The 16,244-nt window shown below is 58.8% G+C and carries 9 protein-coding genes; all 9 read left to right on the top strand.

From position 1 onward, the window contains the following. Positions 1-11 precede the first annotated feature (11 nt). Positions 12-356, top strand: coding sequence for a hypothetical protein (locus MPZ60_RS16010; RefSeq protein WP_034358553.1), 345 nt, complete (start codon positions 12-14; stop codon positions 354-356). Further along, complete coding sequence (locus MPZ60_RS16005) at positions 356-1,306, top strand: toprim domain-containing protein (protein ID WP_052057663.1); 951 nt, start codon at positions 356-358, stop codon at positions 1,304-1,306. Before MPZ60_RS16010 ends, MPZ60_RS16005 begins: the two co-directional genes overlap by 1 nt. Next, positions 1,296-3,131, top strand: coding sequence for a DUF927 domain-containing protein (locus tag MPZ60_RS16000; RefSeq protein WP_080746132.1), 1,836 nt, complete (start codon positions 1,296-1,298; stop codon positions 3,129-3,131). Before MPZ60_RS16005 ends, MPZ60_RS16000 begins: the two co-directional genes overlap by 11 nt. A gap of 119 nt (positions 3,132-3,250) precedes the next feature. Then, positions 3,251-3,817: a hypothetical protein gene (locus MPZ60_RS15995; protein WP_165571841.1), complete on the top strand. Its 567-nt coding sequence runs from the start codon at positions 3,251-3,253 to the stop codon at positions 3,815-3,817. A gap of 398 nt (positions 3,818-4,215) precedes the next feature. Further along, on the top strand, positions 4,216-7,188 hold the full coding sequence (locus MPZ60_RS15990; protein ID WP_034358551.1) for a DEAD/DEAH box helicase: 2,973 nt from the start codon (positions 4,216-4,218) through the stop codon (positions 7,186-7,188). 6 nt (positions 7,189-7,194) lie between these two features. Next, positions 7,195-12,411, top strand: a complete 5,217-nt coding sequence (locus tag MPZ60_RS15985; RefSeq protein ID WP_034358549.1) for a hypothetical protein — start codon at positions 7,195-7,197, stop codon at positions 12,409-12,411. 67 nt (positions 12,412-12,478) lie between these two features. Continuing rightward, entirely contained in the window at positions 12,479-14,242 is a 1,764-nt protein-coding gene (locus MPZ60_RS15980; RefSeq protein WP_034358547.1) for a DUF262 domain-containing protein, read from the top strand. Between the two features lie 209 nt (positions 14,243-14,451). Then, complete coding sequence (locus MPZ60_RS15975; protein ID WP_207383074.1) at positions 14,452-15,387, top strand: Abi family protein; 936 nt, start codon at positions 14,452-14,454, stop codon at positions 15,385-15,387. Positions 15,388-15,521: 134 nt separating this feature from the next. Next, the gene (locus MPZ60_RS15970; protein WP_034358545.1) at positions 15,522-16,244 is read left to right on the top strand and encodes a hypothetical protein; all 723 of its coding nucleotides are present in this window, start codon (positions 15,522-15,524) and stop codon (positions 16,242-16,244) included.

The raw sequence follows: 16,244 nt of genomic DNA, 5'->3' as shown, positions 1-16,244 counted from the left end.
GGTGGCAAAAAATGACGTCCAAGAAAAACGCCCAGTCCCACAAAAAAGCAGAACTGAGCGCCACTGGTAATGGCTCTTATCCTAGCAGCATCAAACCCATGACGCCACGTCAAATGCGCGTTGCAAAGGCTTTGGCTGACACTAACGACTGGATCAGCCGTGAGGCCATTGACAGCATTGCTGGAGCCTCGAATGGCCCAGAAATTGTCCGTCAACTGCGTTCTCGCTGGGGCTATGACGCCATCGAGATGCAGAGAGTGAGTGTGCTTGACTGCGATGGCCTGTCTGTCCAAGCTGGCCGATACCGCCTTAGCCTGGTGGGGCGCCATCGCTTGGCAGAGAAAGGGGGCCAGTGATGTCCCCTATTCACTCCACTACTACCTACCGTGGTGCGCCTGTCTTTGCTTTCGCCCAAGCGATAAAGGCGGCCGGTCTCCAGCCTCCAGAGACGGTCTATTCGGATGGTTTGCTGCATCGCTTTAGCACCAGTGGCAAGCGCGGTGATTTTTCTGGCTGGTATGTTCTGCACGACGGTGCTGTACCTGCCGGTGTATTCGGCTGCTGGCGCGCGGGCCTGACTGAAACCTGGAGCAGCAAGCCTGAACATACGCTGACCTATGCCGAGAGCAGCATGCTGCGTCAGCGCATTAAGGTGGCCAAAGCTTTGCGTGATGCCGGCACCCTGCAGCGCCAGCAGCAAACCCAGGTGGCGGCAACGAAGAAATGGGAGGTGGCGCTGCCTGTGGGCCAGCATGCTTATCTGACGGCTAAAGGCGTACAAGGCTACAAGTTGCGTGTCGATGGGGAAATGCTGCTGGTGCCTTTGCATGACACCAATGGCATGGTGCATAGCGTGCAAAGCATTACGCCGCAGGGGCATAAGCGCTTTATGACGGGTGGTCGTGTACGAGGCTGTTATTACGGCCTTGGTCAAGCCAGCTCGGTATGGGTGGTGTGCGAAGGAGTAGCAACTGCTCACAGCATCCGTGAAGCAACCAATTTGACGCTGGCAGCGGCATTCAGTGCCAGCAATCTGATGCCTGTGGCGCAGGCCTTGAAGCAGAAGAACCCCGAGTGCACCATCATTATTGCGGCTGATGATGACCATCTGACGGAAGGCAATCCAGGCTTGACTGCTGCCCGCGCTGCAGCCATGGCCGTTGGTGGCTTGGTTGTTATGCCGCAATTTCCAGCCAATCGTCCGGGCAAGGCGACGGACTTTAACGACTTGTCTGCACTGGCAGGCACTGGTGTCGTGCACGAGTGCTTTGCAGAGGTCATGGAGGGCCTTTCCCATGACCTTTAATGACTCCGCTTATGAAGAAGTCACAGCCATTGTTGAAATGGATGTGAACGGACGCTACAACCCTATCCCCGGAGACAAGGAACGTCCACGCTTTGTGGTGCTGGATGAGTCCTATCAAGCGGCCGATGGCAGCGAATACCGCGCAGGCGTCTGGTATTTCGGTATCAAGCCCGGTAAAGGCGAGAACCCGCCCACGCTGGTACAGCAGTGGATTTGCAGCCCGCTGCATGTTGACGCTGTGACTTATGACCATGCCGGAGGCAACTTCGGCCGCCTCCTGCGTTTTCGTAATACCTTGGGCAAGTGGGGGCAGTGGGCCATGCCTATGGAGATGCTGCGCAGCGATGCCGCTGACTTGCGTGGCGTGCTGCTTTCCATGGGAGTGCACCTTGACCCCGGTAATGCAGGTCGCCAGATGCTGGTGAACTTCCTGCAGAGTCAGACACCCAAGCGCCAGATGGAAGCCGTTTTGCAGACGGGCTGGGCGGGCGGTCAGTTCAAAGCCTATGCTTTGCCGGACTGTGTGATTGGCCCGCAGGCCAGTCGCGTCACCTTTCAAAGCGAAGTCAAAGGGGCGGATGAGTACACCCAGCGCGGAACCCTGGACGGCTGGCAACAAGGTATTGCAGCTGCAGCGGTGGGCAATCCCATGCTGGTGCTGGCATTGTGCGTGGCCTTTGCCGGGCCTGTGCTGGCGCTGGTGGGTGCTGAATCGGGTGGTTTGCATCTGATTGGTGACAGCTCCACCGGCAAAACCACGGCCTTGCAAGCCGCGGCCAGCGTGTGGGGTGGCGATGGCTTTCGCCGCAGCTGGCGCACCACGGCTAACGGCCTGGAAGGTGCGGCCGCACTTTTCAACGACTCTTTGCTTGCATTGGATGAAATCAGCGAGTGCGACCCACGTGACGTTGGAGAAGTTGTTTACATGCTGGGCAATGGTCGTGGCAAACAGCGTGCCAGCCGTATGGGAGCCGCTCGCGCAGTGCACCGCTGGCGCTCCAGCATTCTCAGCACAGGAGAGCGCAGCATTGCCACCAGCATGCTGGATGCGGGTCAACGCGTCAAAGCAGGACAGGCGGTGCGCTTGCTGGATATTCCAGTGCAGCGTCGCTTTGGCGCCTGGGATGAGTTGCATCACCATAGCTGTGGACCGGCATTCTCGGATGCGCTCAAGCGCGCTGCATTGCTTCAATATGGCACAGCGGGTCGAGCATTCCTGGAGAAGCTGACCCGTGACGGCACAGCGCACACAGACCAACTGGAGGCCATCAAAAACCAGCTGATGCAGGGCGTTGCAAGCGGTGATGGGCAGCCCGCCCGTGCTGCCGCGCGCCTGGCGGTGCTGGCGCTGGCGGGCGAACTGGCCACCCGCTATGGCATCACCAACTGGCAGGAGGGAGATGCCATTCAGGCTGCCATGGTGGGTTTTGAGGCCTGGAAGGCTGGGCGTGGTGAGGTCGGTGGTAATGCCGAGCAAGACCAAATCACTCAGGCAGTGCTGGCCTTTATTGAGCGCCATGGGGATAGCCGCTTCTCGGATGCTACTGGACCCTTTGACGAGCGCGTGCAGACCATGGTGCGTGATAGAGCGGGCTGGTGGCAATCCACGGGTGAAGGCATGGAGTATCTGTTCACCACCGACGGCTTGCGTGAAGCTTTGAAGGGCTTTGACTTTGGGCGTGCATTGGAGAGCCTGCGTTCGGCGCAGCTTTTGGTTGCCCCAGCCACGGGGGTTAAGTCAAAAAGTCAGCGCATTCATGGCCGCTTTGTGCGTGTTTACAAAATCCGGTCCGATCAATATCTGAAAGACAAGGAGGGCATATGACAAAGTTCAAAGCCAAAGGTGCCCAAAACGGCAAAGACAGTGCGGTAGCGCGTGACCCGCGTAGCCCGCAACTGCAGCTCCAGCATGGGCAGACGGGTTCACAAGCTTTGGCAGAGGCTGTGGCCAACGGAACCTTGATGAGTGCGACCACTCAGGTCTATGCCAACACCAACCCGCTGATGGATGTGATGGACTTGGTTGCCTCGATGAAGAAAGCGGGTGATGAGGTTGTGGGTGGCGACTTTGCGCGCGTTGAGCGCATCCTCACTTACCAGTTGCTGACCTTGAATGAAATGTTCAGCAACCTCGCGCAGCGCGCCAGTCTCCAGGATTCATTCAAGGGTATAGAGACGCTCACCCGCCTGGCATTCAAGGCGCAAGCCCAGGCTCGCGCCACGGCGGAGACGCTTTCCGTCATGAAGAACCCTCAGCCCTATATCAAGCAGGCCAATATTGCCCACGGCCATCAGCAAGTCAACAACGGCGTGCCTGCGAGGGTTCCTGCTGCACCGCGTGCGGGAAAAATCGAAAGTGCGCCAAACAAACTATTGGAAGAGGCCAAGCATGACAACATCCTGGACACCGGAGCGTCGCAAACGACAGGCGCAACTGATTCGACAATGGCAGCCTTGGACCCAGAGCACAGGACCCAAAAGCGCAGAGGGCAAGGCCGCCGTAGCCCGTAATGCCTGGAAAGGTGGCAAAAGGACCCTGCTGCGTGAACTGGCCAAAGAAGTTCGCGAGGAGTTGAGGGAAGTGAAGGCGATTCAAGATGCTTTGAATCGATAGACATTGGAAGAGAAGGATGAAAAGCCTGCTTGGTGCGTTGAAAGCCAAGCAGGCTTTTTGCATGGCTGATAACGGATTTGGAAACTTTATATTCCACCTGTTGAGAGCTCTACCGCTGCAGACAGCTGTTATCGTTATGCCTGTAACAAGCGGTTAGGGTGCAGTCATTTTTAATAGCACCGTCTGAAGGTCGATGGCTGCTTCTGAGTGGTTAAGTCCAATTTAGAGCATAAGAAGTAGGGCGCTTCAGGAGAAAGCCCTTGGACCCTTTATAAAAATATTCAGAATTTCAAGCATGATTTCATTTGCGCCTGGTGCCCGTGTCGTTATCCGTGATGAAGAGTGGTTGGTTCGGCGGGTAGACCCGTCCACAGATGGTGGATGGTTATTAACCTGTGACGGCATTTCGGAACTCGTCCGAGGGCGCGAAGCACTGTTTCTGACCGAGCTTGAAGGTCCGATTGAGGTGCTGGACCCAGCACACACCAAGCTGGTCGCAGATACCAGTCCCACTTACAACGCCACCATGTTGTATTTGGAGAGCATGCGTCGGCGCAGCATCGCCAATGATGAGCACATCCATCTGGGGCATAGGGGGGTGATGAACCTGGTGCCCTATCAGCTCGACCCTGCCTTGCAAGCCCTGCACCAGCCGCGTGCGCGTATCTTGATTGCTGACGCAGTGGGCTTAGGGAAGACGCTGGAAGCCGGCATTTTGGCCACCGAGCTGATTCAGCGCGGCCGGGGCAAGCGCATCCTGGTGGTGACGCAAAAAGCCATGCTCACGCAGTTCCAAAAAGAGTGGTGGAGCCGTTTTTCCATCCCCTTGGTGCGACTGGACTCACTGGGCTTGGCGCGCGTGCGTAACCGCATCCCAGCCAATCACAACCCTTTCAATTACTTCGACCGCAGCATCATTTCCATGGACACGCTCAAGAGCAATCTTGAGTACCGCAATTACCTGGAAAACGCGTGGTGGGACATCATCGTCATTGACGAATGCCACAACGTGGCTGCGCGTGCGGGTGAATCGGGCTTGTCGCGGCGTGCTCGCTTGGCGCGGTTGCTGTCCAACCGTTCAGACACCTTGATGCTGCTTTCGGCCACGCCCCACGATGGCTCGGCACGCAGCTTTGCGTCGTTGATGAGCTTGCTGGACCCCACAGCCATCTCAGACCCCGACCACTACACGCCGCAAGACTTCCGCAGCAAAGGCTTGGTCATTCGGCGCTTTAAAAAAGACATCCGAGACCAAGTCTCTGCAGACTTTCAAGAGCGCATCACCACCTGCTTGCGCCAAAGCGCCTCTGCTGAAGAAGAGGCTGCTTACCGTGCCTTGTTGGCCATTCGCTTCACCCAAGGCGGCAATCACAAAGCAGGCCGCCAGCAAGAGCTGCAGCGTATTGGCATGCAAAAAGCGCTGTTCTCCAGCCCCAAAGCTGCCTTGGAATCCACGCAGCGGCGCATTGCCTTGCTGCAAGGTCGCCCAGCCATCTCGGACGATGAGCGCATCGAAGTCACTGGCCTGCAAGAGTTTCAAGAAACCCTGCTCACCCTTGTCAATGACACCAGCGCCAAAAGCTTTAGCCGCTACCAAAAGCTGTTGGAGCAGCTGCAATCCAGTGAATTTGGCTGGAACAAAGACGACGCGGGTGACCGCCTGGTGATTTTCTCGGAGCGCATTGAAACGCTGCATTGGCTCAAAGAACAGCTCACGCGCGACTTAAAGCTCAAGCCCAAGCAGCTGGAAGTCCTGCACGGCAGCATGAGCGACATCGAGCAGCAAGCGCTGGTCGAGCGATTTGGCCGTAAAGACGACCCCATCCGTGTACTGGTCTGCTCTGATGTGGCTAGCGAAGGCCTGAACCTGCACTACTTCTGCCACCGCTTGGTGCACTTTGACCTGCCTTGGTCATTGATGACCTTCCAGCAGCGCAATGGCCGTGTGGACCGCTATGGCCAGCAGCACCAGCCGCACATCGTTTACCTGTTCACCGAAACCGTAAACGAGAAGATTCGCGGTGACCTGCGCATTCTGGAAATTCTGGAGCGCAAAGACGAGCAGGCCAACTTCAACTTGGGCGACCCATCGGCCTTCTTGAATGTCTACGACCCTGAAAAGGAAGTTGAAAAAGTCAGTGATTACATGGCCCAAGGCGCCACGCCCGAGCAGGTGGAAGCCGAGCTGGACCACGCAGCTACCAACACCAGCGATAACGATGCAGACTTTTTGATGGAGCTATTTGGCGGCGGTGCCGATACAGCCCCGGACACAACCACCACTGCGGCCCAGCAATCGGCCCAGCACACGGGCAGCAGCACCGACCACATTGACGAGCCCGCTTCGCTGTTTGACAGCGACTACCACTACGCCAAGGCCGCGCTGACGCAGCTCAACAAAGACGATACCTTGTGCCAGTGGCAACCTGCCGATGACACCCAGATGATTGCTTTGACAGCCCCGCGCGACCTGCAAGAGCGTCTCAAGCAATTGCCCAAAGAAGTCCAGGCCGACAACGACTACTACACCCTCACGGCCAACCGTGAGCGCATGGCCCAAGCCATTGAAACTGCGCGCCAAGCCCGTGCGGAGGAAGAAAGCTGGCCCCAGCTGCATTACCTGTGGCCCCAACACCCCATCATGGAATGGTTGGGCGACCGCGTGCTCACCCAATTTGGCCGCCACTGCGCACCCGTGCTGGAGTGTTTGAGGCTGCAACCCCAAGAGCAAGCTTTTATCTTGATGGGCTTAGTGCCTAACCGCAAAGGCCAGCCGCTGTTGGTGCAGTGGCAGGTGGCGCATCGCGTGCCCAATGCGCAGGGCCAAGGCGCTTTTACCCTGCAATCGTTTGACGACTTTGCCGCCCGTGCGGGCCTCAAGGCTGGCAAGCTGCCCAACCGTGGGCTGCTGCAAGCCGGTCACCCGGCGATGCCAAGCCTGCAAGCCGCCTTGCCCGCTGCAGTTGCCACCATGCACCAGCACATGGTCAAGGAGCAAAGCAGCTTTGCCCAGCAGCTCTCTACAAGGTTGCAAGACACCTTGGCAGAGCTCAAGCGCCTGCAAGGCAAACAAGTCGAGCAGCTCGCGCTGGACCTTGAAGGCCAGATTGAAACCATCAAGCGTGGCCGTTTAGAGCAGCGCACCCAACAAATCAACCGCGTTTTTGACGACTACCGCCTGTGGGTGCAAGACACCCTGACCACCGAACCCCAGCCTTGGATTCAGGTCATTGCCGCAGTCTGTCACCCCGAAAGCGCCGGAGCGTAATCCCCCATGCGAGTTTTAGAAGCCGTCCAAACCTTCGCTGGCATTGCCAACGAAAACGAGTTTTACAGCCACCACTACCTGTCTGAAGTCTTCAAGGGCGACATCAAAGACCGCCTTGCTGCCTGGGATACTGAAGAAGCCCAGCACCCTGGCGATGAGGCTCACCGCGCCCCCGCCAAACGCCTGCAAGGCTGGGCACAGCGCTGGTTCTCCCTGCGCAACCAAGTGCAGCGCGGTAAAGATGAAAACGAGCGCTGGCACAGCTTTGTGCAAATGCAAACCGGCCTGCTGCAAGCACTGGGCTATGCACAGCCACCGCGCAGTTGCACGCTGCATGAGTTCAGCATCGGCCTGCCTGTGCCGCTGTGGCATCTCCAAGGCCAGCGCCTGGCCATCATCCCGGCCTACCAGCCCAGCCGTGAAGAAGATGACCTGCTAGACCACGAGCTCACCGCCTTCCACTACGGCGCAGAGCCTCTGCCGCCCCAAATCAAGGGCCAGTCGTGGGCTGAGCTGCTGTCTGACGCCGTTTTTGGCGGTGAGCAGCCACCGCGCTATGTGCTGTTGCTGGGTTTGGACGAATGGCTGCTGCTGGACCGCTACAAATGGCCCAACAACCGTGCCCTGCGCTTTGCCTGGGCCGACATCCTGGACCGCAAAGATGCCGACACCCTCAAAGCCTGCGCAGCCCTGCTGCACAAAGACAGTCTTGCACCCGGCGAAGGCAATAGCCTGCTGGAAAGCCTGGACGAGAACGCCCACAAGCACGCCTTTGGCGTGAGTGAAGACCTCAAATACGCGCTGCGCGAAGCCATTGAACTGCTGGGCAACGAAGCCGCCAGCCAGTTGGAAGCGCAGGCCATTGGCCACAAAAAAAGCGTGTATTCGGGTCAATACAAGCTCGACGCGGGCGACCTCAGCCTGGAATGCCTGCGCATGGTCTACCGCTTGCTGTTCATGTTCTACATCGAGGCGCGGCCAGAGCTGGGCTATGTGCCCATCAGCAAAAGCGAGGTCTACCTCAAAGGCTACAGCCTTGAAAGCCTGCGCGACTTGGAGCTGCAGCCCCTGCCTACTCCCCAAGCGCAAGAAGGTACCTACTTTGACCAAACCCTGCGCCGCCTGTTCAGCCTGGTGGCCCATGGCTGTGGCTTGGCGGGTGAGCAGGCCGAACTGCGCGATGTGCGCGACACTAGCCTGCCCGTGCTGCAAGGTGCCAAAGACACCTTTGCACTGGCACCACTGGACAGCCGTTTGTTTGACGACAGCGCCGTGCCGCTGCTCTCCAAGGTGTGCTTTCCCAACTTGGTGTGGCAGCGGGTCATTAAGCTGCTGTCACTGAGCAAAGGTAACGGCAAAGGCCGCCGCTCGGGCCGCGTCAGCTACCAGCTGCTGTCCATCAACCAGTTGGGCGCGGTGTATGAAGCACTACTCAGTTACCGCGGTTTCTTTGCGCAGGAAGACCTGTACGAAGTCAAACCCGCCCCCAAAAAAGCCAGCGCTGCCGCCAGCGATGACGAGGGTGACGACAGCGACGAAGCCGAAGCCACCAGCACCCGCAAAGCGCGCGACACCGACAGCAGCGCCGACATGCTGGAAAACGCATGGTTTGTGCCCCGCAGCCGCATTGACGAATACCGCGACGATGAAAAGGTGTACGACGTGGAAGACGGCCGCCGCCGCTTGCGCATGTACCCCAAAGGCAGCTTCATCTACCGCCTGGCGGGGCGCGACCGGCAAAAAAGCGCCAGTTACTACACCCCCCAGGTGCTCACGCAGTGTTTGGTCAAATACGCGCTCAAAGAACTGCTCGATGAGAAAAACGGCCGCGTGCAAAAGGCTGATGACATCTTGACGCTCACCGTCTGTGAGCCTGCCATGGGCAGCGCCGCCTTCTTGAACGAAGCCGTGAACCAGTTGGCCGAGGCCTATCTGGAGCGCAAACAGGCCGAGCTCAAACAACGCATTCCCCACGACCAATACGCGCAAGAGCTGCAAAAAGTGCGCATGCACCTGGCCGACCGCAATGTGTTTGGAGTGGACTTGAACCCCGTGGCCGTGGAGCTGGCCGAAGTGTCCCTGTGGCTCAACGCCATTTATGGGGAACTGGATGAAGTCACAAAGCAACCCTTGCCCGCCCGCGTGCCCTGGTTTGGCTACCAACTGTTTGCGGGCAACAGCCTGATTGGCGCGCGCCACCACGTGTTCAAAGCTGCAGCGCTGAAAAAAGGCGCCAAACCCGCCTGGCACGAAGAACCCCCGCGCCGCGCCACAGCCGATGCGCCGCGCCGCCCCGATGAAATTTGGCACTTTCTGCTGCCCGACCCCGGCATGGCCGACTATGGCGATAAGGATGCCAAAAAGCTCTACCCCGCCGAATTTGCCCACCTGAAAACCTGGCGCAAAGCCTTCTGCGCCCCGCTGGCCGCGCACGAAATGGCCCGGCTGCAGCAACTCAGCCAGCAGGTCGAAGCCCTGTGGGCCGAACACCGCGCCGCCCTGGCCCGCGACCGCGCCCGCACCGAAGATGCCACCCCCATCTGGCCGCACGGTATGCGCCACGAATTACAAGCCAAATCAGCCTCTAGCGCTTACCCAGCAAGCGCAAACAGCTATCAAAGCAGTAGTAAAAGCCACAGCCGCCGTATCAGCCGCGCACAAAAAGAAGCCATCCGCCAGCAGGGTTTGCTGAACGAAGACGGAGACCTGGCCACACCGTTTCGCCGCCTCAAGCTGGTGATGGACTACTGGTGCGCCCTGTGGTTTTGGCCCATCAGCCAAAGCCACGCGCTGCCCAGCCGCGAGCAGTGGTGGATGGAAGTGGGCGCCATTCTGGAAGGCAACGTCATCGACGTGACGCCCCAGGCGGGCTTTGACTTCCAGCCCGGCACGCCAACCAGCGCGCAAACCGTCGTCATTCCCGAGGTGCAGCCCAGCCTGGACGGCTTTGCAACTCAGCTCCCCTTGGCCGAGTCCGCAGCCCCGCGCCTGCACGACAAGCTGGGCCAGCTGCGCATCAGCAAATTGCGCCAGTTGTTTAGCCGCATCCCTGTGGTGGAAGGCATTGCCGCGCAGCGCCGCTTTATGCACTGGGAGCTGTGCTTTGCCGATGTGCTGCTGGGCGCAGGCCCAGCCACCGCTGGCCGCGCCGGGGGCGGTTTTGACCTGATTTTGGGCAACCCGCCTTGGCTGAAGGTGGAGTGGAACGAGGCCGGCATTCTGGGCGAGCGCAATCCCGTGTTTGCCATCCGAAAAATCAGTGCCAGCGATTTGGCCAAGCTGCGCGCCGAAGCCTTTGCCCAGTTCCCCGGCCTGCAAGCCGACTGGCTGCAAGAGCTGGAAGAGGCCGAAGGCACGCAAGCCTTTTTGAACGCGGTGCAGAACTACCCGCTGCTCAAAGGCGTGCAAACCAACCTCTACAAATGCTTTATGCCGCTGGCCTGGGGCTTGAGCAGCGCGCAGGGCGTGGCCGGGCTGCTGCACCCCGAAGGGCCGTACGACGACCCCAAGGGCGGCAACCTGCGCGAGGCGGTGTATGCGCGGCTGCGGCGGCATTTTGGTTTTGTGAACGAGTTGCAGCTTTTTGCCGAGGTAGACCACCACACCAAATACAGCATCAATATCTACGGCACTGCACAAGCCTCAACAGGCTTTGACCAGTTGGCCAACCTGTTTGCGCCCGCCACGGTCGATGCCTGCTACCTGCACGACGGCACCGGCATGGTGGGCGGCTACAAAAACGAGGTCGGAAAGTGGAACACCACCGGCCACCGCGACCGCATCGTGCGCGTGGACGAGGCCGCGCTGGCCACCTTTGCCCAGCTCTACGACGAGCCCGGCACCCCGGCGCGCCGCGCCCGCCTGCCCGCGCTGCACGCGGGGGCCTTGGGCAGCGTGCTGGCCAAACTGGCCGCCTACCCGCGCCGGTTGGCGGATGTGGGCGAGGGCTACGTCTCCACCGAGATGTGGCACGAAACCATGCAGCAGAAGGACGGCACCATCACCCGCCGCCCCAACACCGACCCCGGCTTTGCCGCCACGCCGCACGACTGGGTGCTATCTGGTCCGCATTTCTTTTTGGCCAACCCGTTCAACAAAACCCCGCGCAAGGTCTGCACTGCCAACGGGCATTACGACATCATCGACCTCGAAACCCTGCCCGACGACTACCTGCCGCGCACCAACTACCGTCCCATGCCCGACCGCGCCGAGTACCTGCGCCGCACGCCGCGCGTCAGTTGGCTGGAGCCGGGCGAAACGCAGGGCAGGCCGGTGACGGAGTTTTTTAGGCATGTGCATCGGCGGGCAATCAGCACATCAATGGAGCGAACCTCTATTGGCATCCTGCTGCCGCCGGGTGTGGCGCACATAGACGGTGGTTTTTCAATTACTTTTCAAGAGCCACGAGAAATGGTGGCGTTCTCCAGCGCACTTGCGTCAGTACCGTTCGACTTCTTGATAAAGAGCACCGGCAAAGGTGATATGCGGGGGGACTTGGTTGACAAGGTTCCTTTGTTGCCGTCATTGCCAGCGATTTCGAGCCGTTACCTCGCTCTCAACTGCCTCACCACCCACTACGCCCCGCTGTGGGAGCAGGTCTATGACCTGGACTTTGCCGACCAAAGCTGGAGCCAGCCCGGCAACCCGCGCCTGCCACACGATTTTTGGCCCGCCCTCACCAGCACCTGGACGCGCGACTGCGCCCTGCGCAGCGACTACGCCCGCCGCATGGCCCTGGTCGAAATCGACGTGCTGGTGGCCCAAGCCCTGGGCCTGACGCTGGACGAGCTGCTGCTCATCTATCGCGTGCAGTTCCCCGTCATGCAAGGCTACGAGCGCGACACTTGGTACGACATCACGGGCCGCATCGTCTTTACCAACAGCAAGGGCCTAGTCGGCGTGGGCCTGCCGCGCAAGGGCGGCCCCAAAACACCACGCACCCGCATGACTACGCCTGATGGCAAGGTCTTTAATCACCAATTTGGCTGGGAAGACCTATGGACCTACGCCAACGTCGAAGCAGGCGACAGCCCCGAAATACTGCACGCCGGTGGCAAACCCCAAGTGCCCGATGGCACGGTGATTACCCAATGGGTGATGGACGACACACTACCCGGCGGCCCCCGCGAAGTCGAGCGCACCTATGTGGCTCCCTTTGTGCGCGCCAATCGTGAGGATGACTACCGCATGGCTTGGGCGTTCTTTTCAGAGAATCAAATTTAATAGCTGCTTGCGCTTGTTGAGCAAGCGCTAGAGGCGCTTTTGACCAAATATTCAAGAAAACCGAGCGATGAGCAAGCAAACCATTGAAACCTTTTTTGCTGGCAAGACCCTGGTGGTTCCCAGCTACCAGCGCGACTACGCCTGGAAGGAGCGCAACATCGACGAGCTGTTTGCGGACGTGGAAGAGGCCCTGGAAGTGGGTGGCCATTACCTGGGCACCTTTATCTTGTCGCAGCAATCAACGTCTGCGCCGGTGTTTGTGGTTGACGGCCAGCAGCGCCTCACCACCTTGACCATGCTGCTCGATGCCTTGATTGGCAGTTTGGAGGATGGTGAGGTTCGCACGGCGATGCGCAGCACTTATATCCGCCACCCTTTGACGGGCTACAAATTTCAGGTGCTGGGTGAGAACAAAGATTTCTTTGAGGCCATGTTGGCCAAGCAAAACCCCGAACCTACCTCGGCGGGGCAAACCCGGTTGAAGCAGGCTTACCAGCACATTCGCTTGCGAGTGCAGGACTTGGTCAAGCAAGGCGGGCAGCCGCTGGTGTTGCAGTGGCTGACCACCTTGACCCGTATGGAAGTGCTGGAGTTTATTGAGCGTGACGAGGGCAAGGCCATTCGCATGTTCCAGACCGTGAACGACCGTGGCGTGCCTCTGGCCAAGATGGACATTGTCAAAAGCTTGCTGGTCTATTATTCCAACCGCTATCTGGACGGTGCTTTGGACCAGAGTATTGCTACGCAGTTTGGCAAAGCGTTCCGCTCTTTCAACAACGTCAAGGCCTTGGCCAACGAGCCTGGCTACCAGATACGGCATATCGACCGCGATTCGTTCCGCGAGGACGATGTGCTGCGTTACCACTACTTCGCATTCAACGCGACGCCCTTCGGTGTGGAGGCAGGCGGGGACTACAACGCAACCACAGAGTCCGTGCTGGAAAGCTTTTTGAAGCCTGCCCTGCAAAAACTGCGTTCTGACCCGCAGAAGTTGCGCGCTTTCATTGAGGCATACACCGCAGACCTGACGGGCTTTTTCGGTGCTTTGGAGGCCTTGGTGCAATCCACGCGAACAGACCGCGCTAACTACATGCTGCTGGTGGTGCAAGACCTGTCTGCCACCCTGTATCCCATGCTGATTCGCCTGCACTTGATGGGCTGGCTGCAGCAGACATCCTCCATTGACAGCCGAACCCTGCAGTCTTTGATGGAACTGGTGGACCTGCGGGTCTTCAAGCTGCGCGGCACCAATCCGCAGGCGGACGTGTTCAGTATCACCCGAGGGCTGGCGAGCACCACCCTGGAGCAGGTGGTGATGGATTTGCAGAACTTCTGCCGCAAGTTCATGCCCGATACGTTGCTGACCTCGCGCCTGCTCAGCGAAGACCTGTACCGCAATATGGGCCTGCAGCGCATGCTGTGGGAGGAGGAAGACCAAACCCGTCTTTCCCTGCAGCAGCCTGCGGCAGACATTGCGGAGTTGTCCCGTTTGAATGCCGCCGGCCTGTCGGTCGAGCATGTGCTGCCGCAAAACCCGGCGTTTGACATTGCCAGCTACGGCTTCAAGGACGCCGAGGAGTTCGAGGAGCACAAGCACCGTCTGGGCAATTTGTTGCTGCTGGAAAAGGGCCTGAACAGCGCCTGCCAGAACGCCACGGTGGAGTCCAAGGTCACAGTCCCAACGCTTTACGCTGCCTCAGGATTGGTCTCGGTCAAGGCACTTGCCGCCAGCCGTGTGGGCAAACCGCTGGGTTACAAGCTGGAAAACATTGAAGAACGTAGCCAGTCTTTGGCGCAGCTCATGCAGCAGCGTTGGCCGATTGCGGCGTAATGCAGGTTATGCGCCAGTTCGTCCAGGCAGATTTGCTGTGCTCAAGCAGCAGAAATTGGCGGGTATAGGCTCAGCGCCGAGCCGGTTGTTCAATAGCGAGGACGACTATCGTGCGGCGTGGACGTTTTTAAAGGGCAAGAGCATTGAGTCAGCAAGTTATCCATCAGGTTTTCAAGCCTCCAAAGCCTTGGCTTTCCTACAAAGCGCAATTGGCACAGCTGCGTGAGCGTGGCCTGCAGGTGGAAGATGAGGCTGCCGCGCTGAACTACTTGGCGCGGCTGGGCTATTACCGGCTCAGCGGCTATTGGTATCCCATGCGAGAGGTGGACCAGCAAGCTTCCGCGCAGCAAGGCAAAGCGGTGCGCTCTGACGGCTTTGTGCCGGGCAGCCGCTTTCAAAGCGTGGTGCAGTTGTATGTGTTTGACAAAAAGCTGCGCCTGCTGGCCTTGGATGCGCTGGAACGCATTGAAATGGCCGTGCGGGTGGATGTGGCCCATGTGCTGGGCAAGCGTGACCCGCTGGCGCACCTCAAACCCGAGCACTTGCACGGCAACTTCACCAAGAAGGTAATTGCCAAGGGTGCTGGTGCGGGCAAGACCATGCATCAGATGTGGCTGGAGCGGTTTCAGCAACTGCAGTCGCAAGCACGCAAGCAGCCGTTTGTGCAGCACCACTTGCAGGCTTACGGGGCGCTGCCGGTATGGGCCGCTGTAGAGGTGTGGGACTTTGGCCTGCTCTCCAAGCTGTTCGCTGGCATGAAATACGAAGACCAGCAAACCATTGCACACCGATACGGTGCGGTCGATGGCAAAGCATTTGGCCAATGGTTGCGCAGTTTGAACATGATTCGCAACGTAGCTGCGCACCACGCCCGGCTGTGGAACCTGAATGTGCTGGAGCTATCGCCTTTGCCTGCAGGCTGGCCCACACAACTCAAGCCTGCGCGGCCATTTTTTTACTTTTGCTTGATGCAGCACTTGCTGGGCCGGATTTGCCCGAACTCCACTTGGGGCGCGCGGCTGGCGCAGTTGTTGGAAGACGACTTTCCGCAAACGGCGCAGGGCGTATTGGCGCTGTCAGATTTTGGCTTGTACCCTGGCTGGAAGGGTGACGCTTTGTGGAGACGACGCGAAAGCCACAAATGAAAACCGACGCGTACACAAAAGTGCAGAGGCGCCGGTCGTATTGCGGAAGATTTTAGCCATTCCTGGTGGCCCTGTCAAATGACGAACAACTACAGCCATGTGAGAGGCGGAGCCCGCTTAGGGCCGGAGGAGATATGAGTAGCAACTATTTTGATGCCGACTGGACGGAGAAGGTGACTCTGCCGGTCAAGCGCGTGGGCGCGCATTGGGAGTTTTTCTACGGCGGTGATGTGCCGGTGCGCGAGGGCACGTTGGCCGAGTTGACACTGGATGCTAGGGACATCAACAACGAGCAATTCAAGCAACGAGTGATGCAGGAATTGACGGTCAAGATTCTGGATGAAGGGACAGAGTTGCTGGTGGCGCTGACTGACCACGATACCAATGGGCGCTTAATCGGTTATCCAGAAAAAATGCCCATCAGTGTGCCTTGGGGAACCACCCGCTTTGCCAAAGTGCGCTTAGGCCCGCAACGCCCAGTGAAAGGGCAACTGTCTTTGGACTCGGGAGGCTTATGGCTCAAGGTAAAGGGGCTGGAGCGTTGTGAGTTACAAGCCAGTACGGTCCTTATGCCAGAGGGGTTCGAGGAGCCAGCAATTAGCTTGAACCACGCATTCACCCTGCTGTCGGAGCGCTATGAAAAGCATCGACTGTCACACACCGGCAATGTGTACACCCGTGTTTTTTACTGTGAAGGTAATGGCAATTGGTTCCCGCTAGATGATTTGCGGCGGGGTGTATTGGTGACCGCCGAGAGAAATTTACTCAAAAGTGCTTGGGATGAGGTGGAGAAAGCCTTGGGCTGGAGGCCCACACCTCCTCAACCTAAAAACTCCAAGAAATCCCCCAAGAAGTAG

The sequence above is a fragment of the Comamonas sp. 7D-2 genome, assembly GCF_022749555.1.
GTDB lineage: Bacteria > Pseudomonadota > Gammaproteobacteria > Burkholderiales > Burkholderiaceae_C > Comamonas > Comamonas thiooxydans.
This window is presented reverse-complemented; position numbering and strand designations above follow the sequence as displayed.

Coding starts and splice junctions, on each gene's coding strand:
- MPZ60_RS16010 (WP_034358553.1), top strand. CDS start 12: ATGACGTCCAAGAAAAACGCCCAGTCCCACAAAAAAGCAGAACTGAGC.
- MPZ60_RS16005 (WP_052057663.1), top strand. CDS start 356: ATGTCCCCTATTCACTCCACTACTACCTACCGTGGTGCGCCTGTCTTT.
- MPZ60_RS16000 (WP_080746132.1), top strand. CDS start 1,296: ATGACCTTTAATGACTCCGCTTATGAAGAAGTCACAGCCATTGTTGAA.
- MPZ60_RS15990 (WP_034358551.1), top strand. CDS start 4,216: ATGATTTCATTTGCGCCTGGTGCCCGTGTCGTTATCCGTGATGAAGAG.
- MPZ60_RS15985 (WP_034358549.1), top strand. CDS start 7,195: ATGCGAGTTTTAGAAGCCGTCCAAACCTTCGCTGGCATTGCCAACGAA.
- MPZ60_RS15980 (WP_034358547.1), top strand. CDS start 12,479: ATGAGCAAGCAAACCATTGAAACCTTTTTTGCTGGCAAGACCCTGGTG.
- MPZ60_RS15970 (WP_034358545.1), top strand. CDS start 15,522: ATGAGTAGCAACTATTTTGATGCCGACTGGACGGAGAAGGTGACTCTG.